The sequence below is a fragment of the Streptomyces sp. HB132 genome (assembly GCF_016909575.1).
GTDB lineage: Bacteria > Actinomycetota > Actinomycetes > Streptomycetales > Streptomycetaceae > Streptomyces.
Window position 1 is genome coordinate 113,727 of sequence record NZ_JAFBGA010000006.1, and the last position, 18,792, is coordinate 132,518.

Annotated in this window: 14 protein-coding genes; all 14 read right to left on the reverse strand. The window is 71.1% G+C overall.

Annotation, left to right across the window (positions count from 1 at the left end; all coding sequences use genetic code 11):
- Position 1: 1 nt before the first annotated feature.
- The 14 genes from JOC24_RS15915 to JOC24_RS15980 all read right to left on the reverse strand — a co-directional run bounded on the left by JOC24_RS15915 (position 2) and on the right by JOC24_RS15980 (position 18,521).
- Positions 2–850, reverse strand: a complete 849-nt coding sequence (locus JOC24_RS15915; protein ID WP_205020948.1) for a TatD family hydrolase — start codon at positions 848–850, stop codon at positions 2–4.
- Positions 850–1,479, reverse strand: coding sequence for an EboA domain-containing protein (locus JOC24_RS15920; protein WP_205020949.1), 630 nt, complete (start codon positions 1,477–1,479; stop codon positions 850–852). The genes JOC24_RS15915 and JOC24_RS15920 overlap by 1 nt, the downstream gene beginning before the upstream one ends.
- A complete protein-coding gene (locus tag JOC24_RS15925) occupies positions 1,473–2,336 on the reverse strand; it encodes a sugar phosphate isomerase/epimerase family protein (protein WP_205020950.1) in 864 nt (287 codons plus the stop codon). The genes JOC24_RS15920 and JOC24_RS15925 overlap by 7 nt, the downstream gene beginning before the upstream one ends.
- Entirely contained in the window at positions 2,333–3,526 is a 1,194-nt protein-coding gene (locus JOC24_RS15930) for an SCO3242 family prenyltransferase (protein WP_205020951.1), read from the reverse strand. The genes JOC24_RS15925 and JOC24_RS15930 overlap by 4 nt, the downstream gene beginning before the upstream one ends.
- Positions 3,523–4,641: an inositol-3-phosphate synthase gene (locus tag JOC24_RS15935; RefSeq protein WP_205020952.1), complete on the reverse strand. Its 1,119-nt coding sequence runs from the start codon at positions 4,639–4,641 to the stop codon at positions 3,523–3,525. Before JOC24_RS15935 ends, JOC24_RS15930 begins: the two co-directional genes overlap by 4 nt.
- A gap of 95 nt (positions 4,642–4,736) precedes the next feature.
- Positions 4,737–8,444: a ThuA domain-containing protein gene (locus tag JOC24_RS15940; RefSeq protein WP_205020953.1), complete on the reverse strand. Its 3,708-nt coding sequence runs from the start codon at positions 8,442–8,444 to the stop codon at positions 4,737–4,739.
- Between the two features lie 353 nt (positions 8,445–8,797).
- Complete coding sequence (locus JOC24_RS15945) at positions 8,798–9,802, reverse strand: sugar phosphate isomerase/epimerase family protein (RefSeq protein WP_205020954.1); 1,005 nt, start codon at positions 9,800–9,802, stop codon at positions 8,798–8,800.
- Positions 9,803–9,814: 12 nt separating this feature from the next.
- A complete protein-coding gene (locus JOC24_RS15950) occupies positions 9,815–11,035 on the reverse strand; it encodes a Gfo/Idh/MocA family protein (RefSeq protein ID WP_205020955.1) in 1,221 nt (406 codons plus the stop codon).
- Between the two features lie 47 nt (positions 11,036–11,082).
- Positions 11,083–12,120 (reverse strand): substrate-binding domain-containing protein, encoded by a 1,038-nt coding sequence (locus tag JOC24_RS15955; protein WP_205020956.1) that lies wholly within the window; start codon positions 12,118–12,120, stop codon positions 11,083–11,085.
- 128 nt (positions 12,121–12,248) lie between these two features.
- A complete protein-coding gene (locus JOC24_RS15960; protein ID WP_205020957.1) occupies positions 12,249–13,301 on the reverse strand; it encodes an ABC transporter permease in 1,053 nt (350 codons plus the stop codon).
- Positions 13,298–14,821 carry a sugar ABC transporter ATP-binding protein gene (locus JOC24_RS15965; protein ID WP_205020958.1) on the reverse strand — a complete coding sequence of 508 codons (1,524 nt, stop codon included), beginning with the start codon at positions 14,819–14,821 and terminating at the stop codon, positions 13,298–13,300. The genes JOC24_RS15960 and JOC24_RS15965 overlap by 4 nt, the downstream gene beginning before the upstream one ends.
- Before the next feature lie 327 nt (positions 14,822–15,148).
- A complete protein-coding gene (locus JOC24_RS15970; protein WP_205020959.1) occupies positions 15,149–16,330 on the reverse strand; it encodes an ROK family transcriptional regulator in 1,182 nt (393 codons plus the stop codon).
- 488 nt (positions 16,331–16,818) lie between these two features.
- Positions 16,819–17,496, reverse strand: coding sequence for a GntR family transcriptional regulator (locus tag JOC24_RS15975; RefSeq protein ID WP_205020960.1), 678 nt, complete (start codon positions 17,494–17,496; stop codon positions 16,819–16,821).
- A gap of 74 nt (positions 17,497–17,570) precedes the next feature.
- On the reverse strand, positions 17,571–18,521 hold the full coding sequence (locus JOC24_RS15980; RefSeq protein WP_205020961.1) for a beta-ketoacyl-ACP synthase III: 951 nt from the start codon (positions 18,519–18,521) through the stop codon (positions 17,571–17,573).
- Positions 18,522–18,792: the final 271 nt, after the last annotated feature.

An 18,792-nucleotide genomic window follows, 5' to 3' on the forward strand; every position in this document is an offset into this window, starting at 1 on the left:
CTCACTCCCCGCCGCGGAGGATGGAGTTGCCCTGGTGGAGAGGGCCGGGGGCGGCGATGTCGAGCTGGAGCCTGCCGCTCTGCCCGTAGAAGGCGACGGGGTTGCGCCAGAGCACCTTGTCGACGTCGTCCTCGTCGAATCCGGCCTTCAGCATGGTGTCGGCGACCTTGCGGGTCTTCAGCGGGTCGCTCTTTCCCCAGTCCGCGGCCGAGTTGACGAGGATCCTGTCGGTCCCGTGGTTCCGCAGGACCGTGATCATGCGGTCCTCGTCCATCTTGGTGTCCGGGTAGATGGAGAAGCCGGCCCAGCATCCGCTGTCGAGGGCGTCCCGCACGGTCGTCTCGTTGAGGTGGTCGAGCAGGACCAGCTCCGGGGCGAGATCGGATTCACGGACGACGTCGATCGTGCGGTGCAGGCCTGCGAGCTTGTCCCGGTGCGGGGTGTGGACCAGGGCGGGAAGACCGTGTTCGGCGGCGAGCTGGAGCTGGGTGGCCAGCGCCGTGTCCTCGGCAGGGGTCATCGAGTCGTAGCCGATCTCACCGACGGCGACGACGGAGTCCTTGACGAGGTAGCGGGGCAGGGCGTCCAGGACGGGGGTGCAGCGGGGGTCGTTCGCCTCCTTGGGGTTGAGGGCGAGCGTGCAGTGGTGGGCGATGCCGTACTGGGAGGCTCGGAAGGGTTCCCAGCCCAGGAGGGCGTCGAAGTAGTCGAAGAAGCTGGCGGGCGAGGTGCGGGGCTGGCCGAGCCAGAAGGAGGGTTCGACGAGCGCGCGGACCCCGGCGTCGTACATCGCCCGGTAGTCGTCCGTGGTGCGGGACGTCATGTGGATGTGGGGGTCGAAGATGCGCATCAGGACTCCTCCGTGGGGGCGGGGGCGGGCGCCGGGGCCGTGAGGTCGAGGACGGTCCGCAGACCGGCGGGGACGGTGCGGGCGGCGGCTGTGCGTTCGGCTGCGAAGTCGCGCAGCATGCGGGCGAGTTCGGCGTCGCCGACGGCCCGCTCGTCCAGCCGGTCCAGGGCTTCGACGGGGACCTCGGTGAAGAGGCACTTGAGGACGGCGTGCCGCCAGGCGTGTGCGTCGAGGTGGGCTGCGCCGTAGGGGCCGACGGCCGCGGCGACGAGCCGGGTGTCGTTGGTGCGCAGGGCGTCCTCGACCAGTGGGAGTGCGGTGGCGCCGAGGTCGAGGCGGTGCAGGGTGAGCAGGACGGCGCGGCGTTCGGCGGCGGTGCCCTGCTCGTAGAGCCTGGTCACGGCCGGCAGCCCGGCTCGGGCCTCGACGAGCAGCAGCGCGCGTACGGAATCGGCGTGTTCGGGTCCGCAGTGTCGTCCCGCCGAGGCGAACCGCAGCTCCCAGGGTGGGTCGCCGCTGTCCGTTCCGGGGTGGGCCGCGGCGTGTCCCGCCTCGGCGAGCGCCTCGTCGAGCCAGGCCCTGGCCGCTCCTGGAAGCAGGCCGTCGAGTTCCTCGCGGCTGGTCAGCACGGTGCGGCTCCGTTCGTGGTCCCGGTGGCACGGCGCAGGAAATCGATCGATGCGCGGGCGAGTTCAGGTCCCGCGTGGGAGTGCCGGGGCAGTTCGACGACGGTGAGGCCGGTGTAGCCGGTGGAGGCGAGTGCTTCGAGCACCGGCGGGAAGTCGATCTCGCCGTCGCCGAACGGCAGGTGTTCGTGGACACCGCGTCGCATGTCCTCGATCTGCACGTGGCGCAGCCATGGGGCCGCTTCCTTCACGCAGTCGACGGGCGAGGCGGGCTCCAGGCACTGGCAGTGGCCGATGTCGAGGGTGAGCCCGAGCGGGCCGGGGTCGCCGAGGAGGGTTCTCAGGTGGTGGAAGTCGGCGAGCGCGGCCAGGAGGTGGCCGGGTTCCGGTTCGACGGCGAGGGGGATGCCCGCACGGTCGGCGGCGTCCAGTACGGGGGCCAGGGCGCCGGTCAGTCGCTGCCATGCGGTGTCCGTCGTGGTGCCGGGCGGGGTGATGCCGCTGAAGCAGTGCACGGCGTGGGCACCGAGGTCGCCGGCCACCTCGACGGCCCGGACCAGCAGCGCGGTGCGGGCCGCGCGGGCGTCGGGGTCGGGGTCCAGGAGCGAGGGGCCGTGTTTGCGCCGCGGGTCGAGGACGTAGCGGGCCCCCGTCTCGACCGTGACGCCGAGGCCCAGCCCGGTGAGTCTGCGGGCCACCCGGCGGGTGCGGGCGGCGAGGTCGGGGGCGAGCGGGTCGAGGTGCATGTGGTCGAGGGTCAGGCCGACCCCGTCGTATCCGAGGTCTGCGAGGAGGCCGAGGGCGTCGTCGAGCCGGAGGTCGGTCAGTCCGTTGGTGCCGTATCCCAGGCGGAGGGTCATGTGGGGCTCACCTTCCGTGCGAGCTTCCTGGCGAGCGGGACGAGCGCCATGACCGCGAGCCCGTCGAGGGGTGCCCCGGCCCTGGCCGCCAGCGCCGCCTGGAGCGGGATCATCGCCCGGATGCCGCCGCCGACCGCGCGTCGGGTGAGGGGCGGGGAGGGGTTGAGTGCGGCGTGGAGAAGGGGGACCGCGGAGGTGCGGAGGTAGGCGGCGGCGAAGGCGGGGAGCAGGAGCCGTTCGGCGGCGGGCGTGCGGGGCGCCTCCCCCCGCGCCGGTCGGGCGCGCAGGACGGCGGCGCCGATTCCCGCCGCACCGGCCAGCGCCGCCAGCGGCGCCGCTGTGGAGCCGCCCTGCGCCTCGTGCCGGGAGACGGCGGTCACGGCGTAGGTGTGCGCGCCGAGCGCGAGAGCCGCGGGGATCACGGTGGAGGTGGCACGGGAGGTGGCCGGTAGCCCGCCGGTGCGGGTGGTGGACCGGATGCCGGGGATCGGCCTCCCCCCGGCGGACGGCGTCCTCGGCGTCCGGGCCCCGGTCCTGGCCACCGTCGCGGCCCCGGTCGTGCTCGCGGCCCCGGTCGTACTCGCGGCCCCGGTCGTGCTCGCGGTCGCTCCGAGCAGCAGGTCCAGGGCGCGGGCCGAGGCCATCGCGGCCGGTCCGAGCTTCGTGTGTTTGAGGTGCAGGTCGTAGGCCCAGACGGTGGCCGCCAGTCCGGATGCGACGGCCAGGGCGGGGCGGCCCGCGCGGGCGGCCAGGGCCAGACCCGCGGCCGTGAGGGCGCCGGCCGCGACGAGTGCGGCCCCCGGGGTGACGCGGCCCGACGGGATCGGCCGGTGCGGACGGTCGACGGCGTCCTCCTCCCGGTCCGCCCAGTCGTTGAGCGCCATCCCCGCCTCGTACAGACACAGAGACGCGCCGACGGCGAGCGCCGTGCCACGGCCCGGACGCCGGCCCGCGGCCGCTGCCCCGGCGAGCGCGTCGCCGGGCACGGTGAACAGCGCCGACACGCGCAGCAGTTCCGCCCAGGCCCGCAGTCGCGCGCGGGCACGGGGCCTGTCCGGTGCGGGCGCAGTCCCGCCCGCACCGGACAGGCTGTCCGAGGGGATCCGCACGGCGGGGGCCGGGGCCTGCGCCCCGGCAGGGTGCAGCCGTGGGTAGGTGCTCACCGCGGCGAGCAGCCGCAGCGGCCTCACCGGGCCTCCCGCAGGCGTTCGGCGAAGTCGACCAGTGCCGCGTACTGGTCGAAGAGCGCGGCCGGCCCGCCGTCCGGGTCCTTGAAGTAGAAGCCCAGTTCGGGGCGCGGCCCCGTCAGGCCCGCCTCGTGGGACCGGGCGAGCAGCCGGGCCAGGTCCAGGACCAGCGGTGCGGCGAGGGCGGAGTCGCAGCCCTGCCAGATCGTCTGGAGGATCATCCGCGAGCCGAGGAAGCCGTCGAAGGCGATGTGGTCCCACGCCGTCTTCCAGTCCCCCATCGCGGGGACGTCGTCGATGTGGACCTCACCCTCCGGGGCCGTCCCGAGGGTGTCGGCGAGCACACGCTCCTTGCCCGCGTTCTTGGCGGCGGCCGCCGCCGGGTCGGCCAGCGCCGCCCCGTCCCCGCCGCCGAGCAGGTTCGTGCCCGACCACGCCCGCACCGGGAGTGCGCGATGGACGAACATCGGTGCGAGCACGGAGCGGAGCAGCGTCTGGCCCGTCTTGCCGTCGCGTCCGGCGTGGGGAAGTCCGCAGGATTCGACGGCGTCCTTCAGGTGCGGGCTGCGCAGCCCTGTGGAGGGGGTGAAGTTGACGTAGGGGCAGCCGGCGCGGAGCGCGGCCGCCGCGTAGAGGGAGCTGGCGGGCATCCGGGAGTCGTCGTCGCCGGGGGCGGGTTCGGTCGAGGCGACGTTGACGACGACCGTGCGGGCCAGTCCGTGGCGGCGGGTGAAGTCCTCGATGTCGGCGGCGAAGGCGCCGATGAGCTCCTCGTCGGTGCGGGTGTCGCCCGGGAGCGGACCGCCGGGCCGTATCTCCGCGTCCGCGGTGGTGAGTTCGGCCTCGACGGCCGTGGGGAGCCCGTACGGGAGCACTCCCCCGGCAGCGAGGACCTCGGCCCGCTTGGGCAGAGGGCAGTCGAGGGTGTCGTGGCCACCGAAGACGAGGGAGGTCAGCGGTGGCAGTCCGGTGTCGGTGAAGGGTGGCGTCTCGGTGACCATGCCGGTCGGCGGGTGCAGCCCTGCCGCGACCGCCGCGCACCCGGCGGTGGCGGTGGTGGCGACGGAGCCGCGCGCTCCGATGAACCAGACTCCGGTACGAACGGCATGTGCGGTCACGAGCTGCCTCCCTGGGGGGACGAAGAGGGGTGGTGAACGGTGGGCGGGGAAGAGGTACGCTTCCCCGCCCACCGCAGGCGCAGGAGGTGGCCGCCCTACGTCGTGGGCAGTTCCTTCAGCTGGATGTCGCGGAAGGACACCTGGTCGTCGGCTCCGTGGTTCTGGAGACCGATGTATCCGTCCTTGAGACTGCGGGCCGGGTCGGTGTTGGTGAAGTCGTTGATCTTCACCCCGTTCAGGAAGACCTGGAGCCGCTCGCCCCGGACCTTGATCTCGTAGCTGTTCCACTGGCCGGGCGGCCGCAGAACCTGGTCACGTGCCTTGATGTTGGCGGATTTGAAGGTGTAGACGGCGCCGGTCGTGCGATCGGCCGCGTCGGTGGCGTCGATCTGCACCTCGTAGCCGTTGTTCACCGCGGACCACGGGTCGTCCGACTCGGGGAACCCGACGAAGACACCGGAGTTGTCGTCGCCCGCCATCTTCCAGTCGAGCTTGAGCGAGTACGACTTCAGCTCCTTGGCCTGGTACGTCAGCAGGCCCATGCCGCCCTCGGAGCGCAGCTCACCGTCGGCGACGGCGAACTTTCCGGGGCCGGCCTGCTTCCAGCCCTCGAGCGTCTTGCCGTTGAAGATCGACCGGTAGCCGGTGTCCGGCTTGCAGTTGGCCTTCACCTGGCCGGCGGCGTAGCGCAGACCGCCCAGCAGGTGCTGACGGAAGGCGGGTTCGGCGTAGGACTCCTTGGTGTGGCCGAGGCCGGTGTAGAAGGAGCGGCCGCCCTCGTAGGCCTGGCACCAGGCGATCGGGTGGTCGCCCTTCATGGTGCCGCCGGTGTAGCTGGTCTCGTCCAGGGTGGCGAGGACCTGGGCCTTGTCCCGCGGGTTCGTGCGGTAGTTGTACCACTCGTCGGTGCGGTCCCAGGCCTCTTCCAGGTGCGCGGTCGCCGGGTGGTCGTGGTTCTCCACGCGGACGGTCGCGGGCTGGATCTTCGGGTGCGAGTCGAAGTAGGCCCCGACGAGGCCGCCGTAGAACTTCCAGTCGTACTCCGTGTCGGCCGCGGCGTGGACGCCCATGTAGCCGCCGCCGGTGGAGACGAAGTTCTCGAACGCCTTCTTCTGGTCGGCGTTCAGGACGTTGCCGGTCGTCGAGAGGAAGACGACGGCGTCGTAGCGCGCCAGGTTGCTGGTGGTGAACTGGCCGGCCTCCTCCGTGGAGTCGACCGTGATGTTGGTGTCCTTGCCCAGTTCCTTGAGCGAGGCGATGCCCTCGGGGATCGAGTCGTGCCGGAAGCCGCCCGTCTTGGAGAAGACCAGGACACGCTTCGCCGTGCGGTCGACCGGGCTGTCGGAGAGCTCGAAGTCGTCGACGTCGTACAGCGCTCCGGCTCCGCCCTTGAAGACCAGGACGAGTGACGTGGCCTTCTTCGGTGCGCCGCGCAGCGGCACGTCGATGTCCTGGAACGAGTCCCAGCTGCCGGTCACCGGGACGGGCGCGGAGCCGAGGATCTTGCCGGTGGGCGATCCGGCCCGCACTTCGAGGAAGCCGCCCGCGCCGGCCGAGGAGGTGCGCGCGGTGAGCTTGGTCGAGCCGTCGAGGATGTACGGGGCGAAAGAGATCCAGTCGCCGTTGTCGATGTCGCCGACGGTCCTGCCGCCGTGCGCGCTCGCCTTGCTCGGTGTGGTGATGCCGGACGAGTCGTCGAAGTGCTCGGCCTGGCGGTGTCGCGGCTGGAGCTTCGCCCCGTCACGGCCGGTCAGTGCGGCCTGTCCGCCGCCACCACCGTCGGTGTACGAGGCGGAGATCCCGCCGTAGATGTTGGCGTTCGGGTCGTGGCCGCCCTCCATGGCGGTCTTGATCGTGCCTTCGCAGCCGTGCTCGGTGGTGATGTCGTGGCCGTGGCTGTCATGGCCCAGGGTGAACTTGACCTCGACCTTCGTGCAGTCGATGGTCCCGTCCTCCGGGTCGGTGACGGTCACCTTGAAGGGCACCTCGTCGCCGAACTCGAACGGCTGCCCGTCGGCCGGGGTCCCCAGCACCACGGTGGGAGCCGTGTTGCCGACGGTGACGTGCACGCTCGCCGAACCGGTACGGCCCGTCGGGTCCTTGGCGGTCACGGTGGCGGTGTAGGTGCCGTTCTTCTTGTACGTGTACGTCGGGTCGGCGGCCGTGGACTTGCCGCCGTCGCCGAAGTCCCAGGCGTACGTCAGGGTGTCGCCGTCGCCGTCGGCCGTGCCGGCCGAGGAGAACTTCACCTTGAGCGGTGCGACACCCGAGGTCTTGTTCGAGGAGGCCTCGGCGATGGGTGAGCGTCCTCCGGTGGCGTTCTCGATGCGGTACAGCGCCGAGTGTTCGTCGCCGCCGAACCAGGAGAGGCCGTAGTCCAGGACGTACAGCGCCCCGTCAGGGCCGAACGCCATGTCCATGATCTGGGTGCCGGTCCACGGGATGTCGTTGATGGACTGGACGGCACCGTCCGCGTCCTGCTCGATGCGCTTGATCCACTGCCGGCCGAACTCTCCGGCGAAGAAGTCACCGTCGTACTCCTCGGGGAACTTCACCGGCGAGTCGAGGTCCGCGTCGTAGCGGTAGACGGGTCCGCCCATCGGGGACTCGGAGCCGGTGCCGAACTCGGGCACGGACCCACCGTCGTACGGGATCCAGGCGGCCTCGGCGGGCGGCAGGTCGACGAGGCCGGTGTTGTGTGCCGACTCGTTCTTCGGGGCGGCGCAGTCGAAGGCCGGGCCGGAGGTCTTGGTCGCGAAGTCGTAGTCGCGATAGGGGTCGTTGGCTCCGGTGCAGAACGGCCAGCCGAAGTTGCCGGCCTTCGTGACCCGCGCGAACTCCACCTGTCCGGACGGCCCGCGGTTGGGGTCGGCCGCGCCGGCGTCCGGTCCGTAGTCACCGACGTACAGGATGCCGGTGGCCTTGTCGACGCTGAAGCGGAACGGGTTGCGGAAACCCATCGCGTAGATCTCGGGTCGGGTCTTCTCCGTACCGGGCTCGAAGAGGTTGCCCTCGGGCACGGTGTACGTGCCGTCGTCCGCGACCTTGATGCGCAGGACCTTGCCCCGCAGGTCGTTGGTGTTGCCGGAGGTGCGACGGGCGTCGAACGCCGGGTTGCGGTCGGGGCGGTCGTCGATCGGGGTGAAGCCGTCGGAGGCGAAGGGGTTGGAGTCGTCACCCGTCGAGAGGTAGAGATTGCCCTGCGCGTCGAAGTCCATGTCTCCGCCGACGTGGCAGCAGATGCCGCGCGAGGCGGGGATGTCGAGGACCTTCTTCTCGCTGGCGTTGTCGAGGGTGCCGTCCTCGTTGAGCACGAAGCGGGAGAGGCGGTTCACGCCGTCGAACTTCGCGAAGTCGGCGGCGGTGCCGGTCTCCGGGGCGTCGCCGGCGGGAGTGTCCAGCGGCGGTGCGTAGTAGAGGTAGATCGCCCGGTTCTCCGCGAAGTCGGGGTCGATCCCGACGCCTTGGAGGCCCTCCTCGTCGTGCGAGTACACGGGAATGGTGCCGGCCACCCGGGTGTTGCCCGAGCTGTCCGTGATCCGCAGCTCGCCGCTGCGCGAGGTGTGCAGCACGCTGCGGTCGGGGAGCACCGCCAGTGACATGGGTTCGCCGGTCTCGGCCGCACCCTTGGCGAGGGTGACCTGCTGGAAGTCCTCGGCGGCGTCCTGCGCGGCCGCGGCCTGCGCGGGGTCGGCGGTGGCGGTCGGCGAGGACCCCAGGGTGAGGGTGGCGGCTGCGAGCAGTCCGCCGGTGAAGAGGGCGAGTGATTTTCGGGCGCGGAGCCGTCTGCTGCTTCTGTGCACGTGCGTCCTCCGGAGTGTGCCGGTTGTTCGGGCGGGTGCGGTTGCCGTTCCGCGCGGGGACTGCCGCGCGCTCGTCACCGGGGCCGTGAGGCCCCGGTGACGCGAGTCATGTCGTGTACACGTAGTGGACGGTAGCTGTGTTCGTCCTGAACGGAAAGCCCTTGCGCAGCGCCTGTGTTCGCCTTTTTCCCTTGGCAGGACAAAGCGGGATCGGGGCAGGCCGGGACAGCCCGGCGGCGGTGTGCGGGTGCCGCGGGCCGTGGCGGTGGGGCTCGTCAGGGGTGGGCGGGTGCCCTCGACCGCCGGGGCGTGTCAAACCTTCCCGGCGATCGAGGCGCGGGGTCCCGGGTCTCTCAGTCGCCTCCCCCGAACGCCGCGTCGAACGACGCGGTCGGCGGGTCGAAGTCGAACCGCTTCAGCGAGGCCAGCGCCTCCGGTGCCCCCGTGAGCCGGTCCATGCCGGCGTCCTCCCACTCCACCGAGACCGGTCCCTCGTACCCGATGGACCGCAGCATCCGGAAGACGTCCTCCCACGGCACGTCGCCGTGCCCGGCCGAGACGAAGTCCCAGCCGCGCCGCGGGTCGCCCCACGGCAGATGGGAGCCGAGCCGGCCGTTGCGGCCGTCGAGGCGCTTACGGGCCTCCTTGCAGTCCACGTGGTAGATCCGGTCCCGGAAGTCGTAAAGGAAGCCGACCGGGTCCAGGTCCTGCCACACGAAGTGGCTCGGGTCGAAGTTCAGCCCGAACGCGGGGCGGTGGCCGACGGCCTCCAGGGCACGGTGCGTGGTCCAGTAGTCGTACGCGATCTCGCTCGGGTGCACCTCGTGGGCGAAGCGCACCCCCTCGGCGTCGAAGACGTCCAGGATCGGGTTCCAACGCTCCGCGAAGTCCTCGTAGCCGCGTTCGATCATGTGCGGCGGGACCGGCGGGAACATGGCGACCAGGTGCCAGATCGACGACCCGGTGAAGCCGATGACGGTGTCGACCCCGAAGGCCGCCGCCGCGCGGGCGGTGTTCTTGATCTCCTCGGCGGCACGCCTGCGCACGCCCTCGGGCTCCCCGTCCCCCCAGATCCGGGCGGGCACGATGCCCTGGTGGCGCTCGTCGATCGGACTGTCGCAGACGGCCTGGCCCACCAGGTGGTTGGAGACCGCCCAGCACTTGAGGCCGTACTTGTCGAGGAGCTGTCGCCGGCCGTCGATGTAGCCGGGGTCCGACAGGGCCTTGTCGACCTCGAAGTGGTCGCCCCAGCAGGCGAGTTCGAGTCCGTCGTAACCGAAGTCCCGGGCGAGCCGGCAGACCTCCTCCAGCGGCAGGTCGGCCCACTGGCCGGTGAAGAGAGTGAAGGGACGGGGCATGCGCGGAACCTCCTAGAAGGGGACCGGGGTGTGTACGGAGTTCTTGGCGGCGCTCTCCTCGACGGCGGCGAGCACCCGTTGCACCTGGAGTCCGTCGGCGAACGAGGGCACGGGGGCGCGCCCCTCGACGATGGTGCGCACCACGTCACGGGCCTGGTGGACGAAGGTGTGCTCGTATCCCAGACCGTGGCCCGGCGGCCACCACGCCTCCAGGTAGGGGTGCTGGGGTTCGGTGACCAGGATCCGGCGGAAACCGGCGCTGGTGGCGGGCTCCGTGTGGTCGTGGAAGGAGAGTTCGTTGAGCCGTTCCAGGTCGAAGGCGATCGAGCCGAGCTCCCCGTTGATCTCCAGGCGCAGCGCGTTCTTGCGGCCCGCCGCCATCCTGGTGGCCTCGAAGGAGGCGAGGGCCCCCGACGCCAGGCGCCCGGTGAACAGTGTCGCGTCGTCGACAGTGACCGCCCCCCGTGCGGCACTGTCCGCGGCACCCGGGAGCCCGGTACCGGCTCCGGCGAGCACGGGCCTCTCACGTACGAAGGTCTCGCTCATCGCCGAGACCCCGACGATCGGCTCCCCGGCGAGGTACTGGGCGAGGTCGACGATGTGCGCCCCGAGGTCTCCCAGTGCTCCGGATCCGGCCCGTTCGCGGTCGAGTCGCCAGGTCAGCGGCGACTCGGGGTCGACGAGCCAGTCCTGGAGGTAGGCGGCCCGTACGTGCCGAAGGGTGCCCAGCCTGCCCTCCTCGATCATCGCGCGCGCGTGGGTCAGGGCGGGCACCTTGCGGTAGTTGAAGCCCACGATCGCCACCTGGCCGCGGGCCGCCGCCCGCTCCGCGGCCTCCGCCATGGCTTCCGCCTCGGCGACCGTGTTGGCCAGCGGCTTCTCGCACAGCACGTGCTTGCCCGCTTCGAGTGCGGCGATGGCGATCTCCGCGTGGCTGTCGCCGGGGGTGCAGATGTCGACCAGCTGCACGTCGTCCCGGTCGATCAGGGCGCGCCAGTCGGTCTCCGCCGCGGCCCAGCCGTGCCGGGCCGCGGCGGCCTCTACGGCCGTACGGTCGCGTCCGCAGATCGCGGCCAGAGCGGGTCTCACCGGCAGGTCGAAGACGTGCCCCGCGGTACGCCAGCCCTGGGAGTGGGCGGCGCCCATGAACGCGTATCCGACCATGCCGACCCCGAGCGTCGCCATGGGTGGCGGCGCGCCGGTCTCCTGCTCCGTCTCTTCCCTACGGGCCATGCGGGCTTCCTCCTCGTCGGTGGTTCGGTGGCGGCGGTGGTGCCGGATCAGCTGAAGCCCGTCGGCAGGTACTGGTCGATGTTCTCCTTCGTGACCACGGCCGAGTACAGGGTCAGCGAGGTCGGGATCTCCATCTCGGAGAGACCCGAGATGCCCTTGCTCTGGCCGAGGGCCCGCGCCAGGTCGATCGCGGAGGCGGCCATCGTGGGCGGGTAGAGCACGGTGGCCTTCTGGACGCTGTTGTCGGCCTTGATGGCGTCCATCGCCGACTTCGCGCCCGCACCGCCGACCATGATGAACTCGTCGCGTCCGGCCTGCTGGATGGCTCGCAGCGCACCCACACCCTGGTCGTCGTCGTGGTTCCACAGCGCGTCGAACTGCTTCTGCGCCTGGAGGAGCTGCGCCATCTTGGCCTGGCCCGACTCCACGGTGAAGTCAGCGGCCTGACGGGCCACCAGCTTGATGTTGGAGTAGTTCTTGAGGGCGTCGGCGAAGCCCTGGCTGCGCTGCTTGGTGAGTTCCAGGTTGTCGATGCCGGCGAGCTCGACGACCTTGGCGTTCGCCTTGTCCTTGAGCTGCTCGCCGATGTAGTGACCGGCGTTGAGGCCCATGCCGTAGTTGTCGCCGCCCACCCAGCAGCGGTAGGCCTGCGGCGAGGCGAAGACGCGGTCCAGGTTGACGACCGGGATGCCGGCCTTCATGGCCTCGAGACCGACCTGGGTGAGCGCCTTGCCGTCGGCGGGGAGGACGACGAGGACGTCGACCTTCTTGTTGATGAGGGTCTTGACCTGGCCGATCTGGGCGGCGGTGTCGTTGGAGCCCTCGGTGATCTCCAGGGTCACCTCCGAGTACTTCTCGGCCCGCGACTTGGCCTGCACGTTGATCGCGTTGAGCCAGCCGTGGTCGGCCTGGGGCCCGGCGAAGCCGATGGTGACCGGGCTGCCGGGCTTGTCGTCGGCGGCGGGCTGATTGCTCTGCGCGACCGCCTTCTCCTTGGGCTCGTTGCTGGTACAGGCGGTGAGGAGGGCTCCCGCGGACACGGCCGCGGTGCCGAAGAGCAGTCCTCTACGGCTGGTTTCTGGCATGGCTGTCAAACCCTTCATCCGGTGCTTGCGTACGGAACAGCGGGTGGGTGATCAGTGCTCTGTCACAGGAGAGGTGCTCAGGCATCGGGTTCCGGAGAGACGCTCAGGTCTCGGTTCCGGGGACGTGCTCAGGTCTCGCCGCCGCGCAGTGTGCGGCGTTGGACGAGGACGGCGGCGACGATGATGGCGCCCTTGGCGATCTGCTGGACGTCGCTCTGCAGATTGTTGAGCGCGAAGATGTTGGTGATCGTGGTGAAGACCAGGACCCCGAGCACGGAGCCGACGATGGTGCCCCGCCCACCGCTCAGGAGTGTGCCTCCGATGATCGCGGCGGCGATGGCGTCGAGTTCGTAGAGGTTGCCGTTGGTGTTCTGACCCGATCCGGACAGGATGACCAGCATGAAGGCGGCGATGCCGCAGCAGAGTCCGGAGAGCAGGTAGAGGTAGAGCCGCTGGCGGCGTACGTCGATGCCGGCGAGCCGGGCCGCCTCCGCGTTGCCGCCGACTGCGACCGTACGGCGTCCGAACGTCGTCCGGTTCAGGATCAGCCAGCCTGCCACGGTCACCGCGGCGAAGACGAGGACCAGCGGCGGGATGCCCAGGACGTAGCTGTCGGGCAGGCCGAGGTCCAGGACGGACTGGACGGTGACGATCTGGGTCTTGCCGTCGGTGATCTGCAGGGCGAGCCCGCGGGCCGAGGCGAGCATGGCGAGCGTCGCGATGAAGGGGACCATTCGCCCGTAGGCGATGAGGACCCCGTTGACGAGCCCGGCGGCGAGGCCGACGATCACCGCGGTGAACAGGATGCCCGCGAAGCCGAAGTCCTGGGTCGCCAGGGTCGTCGCCCAGACGGAGGCCAGGGCGACCATCGCGCCCACCGACAGGTCGATTCCTCCGCTGATGATCACGAAGGTGACACCGACGGTGACGACCCCGATGACGGAGGACTGCGTCAGGATCAGCTGGAGGTTCCCGGTGTCCAGGAACGCGTCGGGTTCGGTGAGACCGCCGACGGCTATCAGGACGGCGAGGACACCGAGCAGCGACAGGTTGCGGACATCGACTCGCAGGCCGAGTGCGCGCGGGCCACCGCCCGGCTTCGAGGGCGGCGCGGCGGCGGGACCGGTCACGGTCTCCTTCTCCGGCCCGTGGTGCTGCGCCGACGGTGCGGGCTGTGTCATGACGTCGGGCTCCCTTCCATGACGAGGTCGAGGACACGGTGCTCGTCGAGCTCCCTGGCATCGGCCGTGTGCACGACACGGCCCTCCCGGAGCACCAGCACCCGGTCGGCGAGGCCCAGGACTTCGGGCACTTCGCTGGAGACGAGCAGAACGGCGAGGCCTTCGTCGGCCAGCCGGCGGATCACGGCGTAGAGCTCGGCGCGGGCGCCGACGTCGACGCCGCGGGTCGGTTCGTCGAGCAGCAGGACCCGGCAGCCGCGCAGCAGCCAGCGGGCCAGGACCGCCTTCTGCTGGTTGCCGCCGGAGAGTGTGCGGACAGCGGCCTCCGGGTTGTCGGGCCGCAGGGAGAGTTCGCGGGTGGCGGCCCTGGCGGCCTCCCGCTCGGTTCCCCGGTCGAGCCATCCCGCGCGGGCGAAGCGGGACAGGGAGGAGACGGAGACGTTGCGGGTGACCGATTCCGTCAGCAGCAGGGCCTGCGCCTTGCGTTCCTCCGGGGCCAGGCCGATCCCGGCGGCCACGGCCGCCCGGACGCTGCCGGCGCGCAGCGGTTTCCCGTCGACGAGGACGCGGCCCGCCGTCGGCTTGCGGGCACCGTAGACGGTCTCCAGGATCTCGGAGCGTCCGGAGCCGACGAGCCCGGCCAGGCCGACGATCTCGCCGGGCCGCAGCTCCAGGTCGACGGGCTCGAACTCGCCCTTGCGGGAGAGCCCTTCGACCTTCAGCACCGGAACCGCCGTGGCCCGGGCGCCGGGGCCGGGCCGCTCGGGGAAGACGTACTCGACATTGCGTCCGGTCATCATGGCAACGATGTCGCGTGTGGGTGTGGACTTGGCGGGGAGCCCCACCGCGACGGCCCTGCCGTCCTTGAGCACGGTCACCCGGTCACCGATGCGGCGGATCTCCTCGAGCCGGTGCGAGATGTAGACGACGGCCACCCCCTCGGCGGTGAGCCCGTCGACGATGCGGAAGAGGTTGTCGACCTCGTCGGGGTCGAGCGCCGCGGACGGCTCGTCCATCACGATGAGCCGTACGTCGTGGGAGAGGGCCCGCGCCATGGAGACGATCTGCTGGTGGGCGGCGGAGAGGTCGCCGACAAGGCGGGCCGGGTCGATCTCCGGGTGCCCGAGACGCCCCAGGAGAGCGGCGGCCCGGGTGCGCGCCTCGCGGGTGCGGACGACGAAGCCCGCACTGGTCGGTTCGTGCCCGAGGAAGACGTTCTCGGCGACCGACAGGCCCTCCACCAGGTCGAGTTCCTGGTAGATGGTGGCGATTCCCAGCCGCATCGCGGTGATCGGCGACGACAGCTGGACGGGTTCGCCGCCCCAGGTGATGGCGCCGCCGTCGGGCTGGTGGGCCCCGGCCAGCACCTTGATGAGGGTGGACTTTCCGGCACCGTTCTGGCCGAGGAGACAGTGGACCTCACCGGCCAGCACCTCCAGGTCCACGCCGTCGAGGGCGCGCACACCAGGGAACGACTTGGTGATGCCGGACATCGTGAGCAGGGGTGGTTCTGGTGCCATGACGAATCCCCTCGGCGAACGAGGTCTCCCCTGCTCGGTGGGGTCTCCCCTGCTCAGTGGGGTCTCCCCTGCTCGAGCGAAGCCGAGAGTTCGGGGAAGAAGCCGAGAGTTCGGGGAGGAAACCGAGAGCGCGGGGAAGCCGGTGAGCGGGCAGGGCGCAGTGCCGGCGGTGCCGTACTGCTGACGGAACTGCTGGGCGGTTCTGCTGTGCTCGTGCTGTGCGGTTCTGCTGTGCTCGTGCTGTGCGGTTCTGCGGGCGGAGCTCGGGACGGGCTGGTTACGGAGGTGACTGCGGAACGCGTGCCGAACGGCGCGCCGGCCTTGGCATCAGGCCGGCGAGAACAGATGGTCGCTGATGAGCCTGGCCGCACCGGTCACTCCGGCGACGGGCCCCAGCTCACCGAGGACGATGGGGAGGTTGCCCGTGGCCAGCGGCAGGGACTGCCGGTAGACCTGGGTGCGGACACTGGCCAGGAGGTTGTGGCCGAGCCCGGTGACCCCGCCGCCTATCACGACGAGGCCGGGATTGAAGAAACTGACGAGTCCGGCGATGACCTGTCCGACCCGGTTCCCTCCCTCGCGGATCAGGTCCAGCGCCGTGGGGTCGCCGGCCGCGGCCGCGGCGGCCACGTCGACGGCCGAGAGTTTCCCGGTCGCGTCCAGGCGGGCCGCCAGTTCCGGGGACCGGCCCGCGCGGGCTGCGTCCTCGGCGTCGCGGGCGAGCGCCGCGCCGCTGAAGTGCGCCTCCAGGCAGCCCCGGTTTCCACAGGCACACGCGCGCCCGTCCGGTTCCACCTGGATGTGGCCGATGTCGCCGGCACTGCCCGTCGTACCGCGGTAGACCTCTCCGCCCACCACGATGCCGCAGCCGATGCCCGTACCGATCTTGACGCAGAGGAAGTCGCCCACGGAGCGGGCGACACCGGCGTGCTGCTCCCCCAGGGCCATGAGGTTCACGTCGTTGTCGACCATGACGGGGCAGCCCAACTCCTGGCTGAGCGCCTCGCGGACCGGGAAGCCGTCCCATCCCGGCATGATCGGCGGCGCGACCGGGACGCCCTCGGGGAAGCGGACCGGTCCCGGTACGCCGATGCCGGCGCCGTCGAAGCCTTCGGCGAGTCCGGACGCCCGGAGTTTGGCCGCCATCGCCAGCACCTGCTCGAAGACGGCGACGGGGCCTTCCCGTACGTCCATCGGATGGTTGAGGTGACCAAGGACCTCCAACTCGGCGTTGGTGACGGCGACATCGACAGAAGTGGCCCCGATGTCGACGCCGAGGAAGCGCAGTCCGGGGGCGAGGCGGATGTTGTGGGAGCGACGCCCGCCGCGGGACGCGGCGAGCCCGTCGGCCACGACGAGTCCGGTCTCCAGGAGCCGGTCCACCTCGACCGCCAGCTTGGACCGTGAGAGGTCGACCTGATCGCCCAGTTGCGCGCGGGAGTTGGGCCCTCCGTCGCGCAACAGCCGGAGGAGCCGCGCCTGGTGCGTGTTCGCGGGTCGTGCCGTCATGCGTCTCACGCGTCCCTCCCCGCCACGTCGGCTGGTCCGTCGGGCTTTCGAGGGAACGTAGCAGCGGTTTACCCGAGTGGGAAGAAGTTGCGCATGAATCCGCCCCAACTTTCTCCACACTCAGGACAAAGATGCACTTCGCGCATCCCTCCCCGGCCCAGCGGCCTCCCGGTGTCGCCCGCGAGGGCCCGCCTCGCCCCGCCCGACGCCCCCTCTTCCTCTGCGTCGCCGGGCGGGCGGCCGGGCGCGGGCGCGGCGCGTCGCGGCCGACCACTGCGGCGGGAAGGGCGCGCACCGCTGCTTCGGCTCACCGGGAGAAGTCGCGCTTCCAGGTATGCGCCCGCCGTCAAGACACCTTGTCGGCAGGCACTTTGACGCCAGGTCTCCTGACGCGAGGCCTCCTGACGCGAGGGGCGGGAGGAGGCCGGGGCGTGGCGCCCCGGTCTCCTCCCGCCCCTCGACGGTCGATCCTGGTCCGACCGCTGGGATCAGGCCTGATCCCTCTGGTGATAGGTCCGTCGCGTGTGCTCCGTGTGCGCCCGCATGACCTCGGCGGCCCGCCGCTCGTCCCTGGAGGCGATCGCCTCGATCAGCTCACGGTGCTCGACCCACGACTGGGTTCCGCGCTGGCGGGCCACCGGGGTGTAGTACCAGCGGACCCGCCGGTCCACCTGGCCGGCCAGTTCGGACAGCACGACGTTACCGGCGAGCTCCATGACCTTGGCGTGGAAGGCGGCGTTCGTGGCGACGGCGAGGTCGACGTCGTCCGCGGCGACGGCCCGCTCCCCCTGGGAGCACAGCTCCTCCAGGGCCTCGATGCCCGGCCGCCCGGAGTTGGCGGCGGCCAGCCGGGCGGCCTCGGCCTCCAACAGGGTGCGGACAGAGAGCAACTGGTCGGCCTCGTCCTCGGTGGGTTCGTGGACGAACGCACCCTGAGCGGGGCGCAGATCGACCCAGCCCTCGGTGTTCAGCCGCTGGAGCGCCTCACGCACCGGCTGCCGCGAGACCCCGAGATGCCCTGCCAGTTCACTCTCGACCAGGTGCTGGCCGGGACGGAGGGCGCGCGTGGTGATCAGCTCGAGGAGCGCCTCGTAGACGCGCTCGCGCAACGGCCCCGGCCGCTCCAGCTTCGGCACCGTTCCATGCGGCAGTCCTGCGGACAACATCGCGGTCCCCCTCCGGGCGCCGGGCAATTGCTTATCGTCTACAGTCTACCGAGCACAATGCCACGCCGGGGGCCTCAGGGGCAGCGGATCACCTGACCCGCGTACGAAAGATTCCCGCCGAAGCCGAAGAGCAGGGCCGGAGCGCCGCTCTCGACCTCCCCACGCTCCACCAGTTTGGACAGGGCCATGGGGATCGACGCGGCCGAGGTGTTGCCGGAGTCCACCACGTCCCGGGCGATGACCGCGTTGACCGCGCCGATCTTCCGGGCGACGGGCTCGATGATCCTCAGGTTGGCCTGGTGCAGCACCACGGCGGCGAGGTCCTCGGGCGTGACACCGGCCCGTTCGCACACCTTTCGGGCGATCGGCGGCAACTGCGTGGTGGCCCACCGGTAGACGGACTGCCCCTCCTGCGCGAACCGAGGGGGCGTGCCCTCGATCCGTACCGCGTTACCCATGTCCGGCACCGAGCCCCAGAGGACGGGGCCGATTCCGGGCCCGTCGGCCCCGTCCGGTTCGGCGGTGACGACCGCGGCCCCCGCGGCGTCGCCCATCAGCACACAGGTGGAACGGTCCGTCCAGTCGACGATGTCGCCCATCTTGTCGGCACCGATGACGAGGGCCCGGGTGGCGGCACCCGCTCTGATGGCATGGTCGGCGGTGGCGAGCGCGTGGGTGAATCCCGAGCAGACCACGTTGATGTCCATCACGGCCGGCGAGCCCATGCCCAGGCGCGCGGCGACCCGGGCGGACATGCTCGGCGAGCGGTCGATGGCCGTGGAGGTGGCGACGAGAACCAGGTCGATGTCCGACGCCTGCAGTCCGGCCGAGGCGAGGGCCTTGGCCGCGGCGTGTGCGGCCAGCTCGTCCACGGGTTCGTCGGGACCGCCCACGTGCCGGGTCCTGATACCGACCCGGCTGGTGATCCACTCGTCGCTGGTGTCGACCATGGCCGCCAGGTCGTGGTTGGTGAGGACCTTGGCAGGCTGGTAGTGGCCGAGCGCCACGACACGTGAGCCGGTCATGTACGGGTTCCCCTCGCTACGTTTGGCAGGAACTATCCAGTCTTGGTTGCTACCGGCCGGTACAAGGGCACCTAACCCCACAGGAATCCGGGCCCGAGGTTGGAGCGTCTCGAACGGCTTCCGGGGAACTTTCACGGACACTCCGGCGGTCACCCCGGAATCGCGCCGGACCAGGCACCCGCTGTCACGAGTATTGACCCCCCACGAAGGCATACTGTAGACAATATTCTGTCGACTTGACACCCTCGCTCGGCCCTCTCACGTCCTCTCA

What these genes read in the sequence shown, in the direction of transcription:
- JOC24_RS15950 (WP_205020955.1), bottom strand. Translation starts at nt 11,035, where the DNA reads ATGGCCCGTAGGGAAGAGACGGAGCAGGAGACCGGCGCGCCGCCACCC.
- JOC24_RS15945 (WP_205020954.1), bottom strand. Translation starts at nt 9,802, where the DNA reads ATGCCCCGTCCCTTCACTCTCTTCACCGGCCAGTGGGCCGACCTGCCG.
- JOC24_RS15975 (WP_205020960.1), bottom strand. Translation starts at nt 17,496, where the DNA reads ATGTTGTCCGCAGGACTGCCGCATGGAACGGTGCCGAAGCTGGAGCGG.
- JOC24_RS15955 (WP_205020956.1), bottom strand. Translation starts at nt 12,120, where the DNA reads ATGCCAGAAACCAGCCGTAGAGGACTGCTCTTCGGCACCGCGGCCGTG.
- JOC24_RS15925 (WP_205020950.1), bottom strand. Translation starts at nt 2,336, where the DNA reads ATGACCCTCCGCCTGGGATACGGCACCAACGGACTGACCGACCTCCGG.
- JOC24_RS15960 (WP_205020957.1), bottom strand. Translation starts at nt 13,301, where the DNA reads ATGACACAGCCCGCACCGTCGGCGCAGCACCACGGGCCGGAGAAGGAG.
- JOC24_RS15915 (WP_205020948.1), bottom strand. Translation starts at nt 850, where the DNA reads ATGCGCATCTTCGACCCCCACATCCACATGACGTCCCGCACCACGGAC.
- JOC24_RS15980 (WP_205020961.1), bottom strand. Translation starts at nt 18,521, where the DNA reads ATGACCGGCTCACGTGTCGTGGCGCTCGGCCACTACCAGCCTGCCAAG.
- JOC24_RS15970 (WP_205020959.1), bottom strand. Translation starts at nt 16,330, where the DNA reads ATGACGGCACGACCCGCGAACACGCACCAGGCGCGGCTCCTCCGGCTG.
- JOC24_RS15965 (WP_205020958.1), bottom strand. Translation starts at nt 14,821, where the DNA reads ATGGCACCAGAACCACCCCTGCTCACGATGTCCGGCATCACCAAGTCG.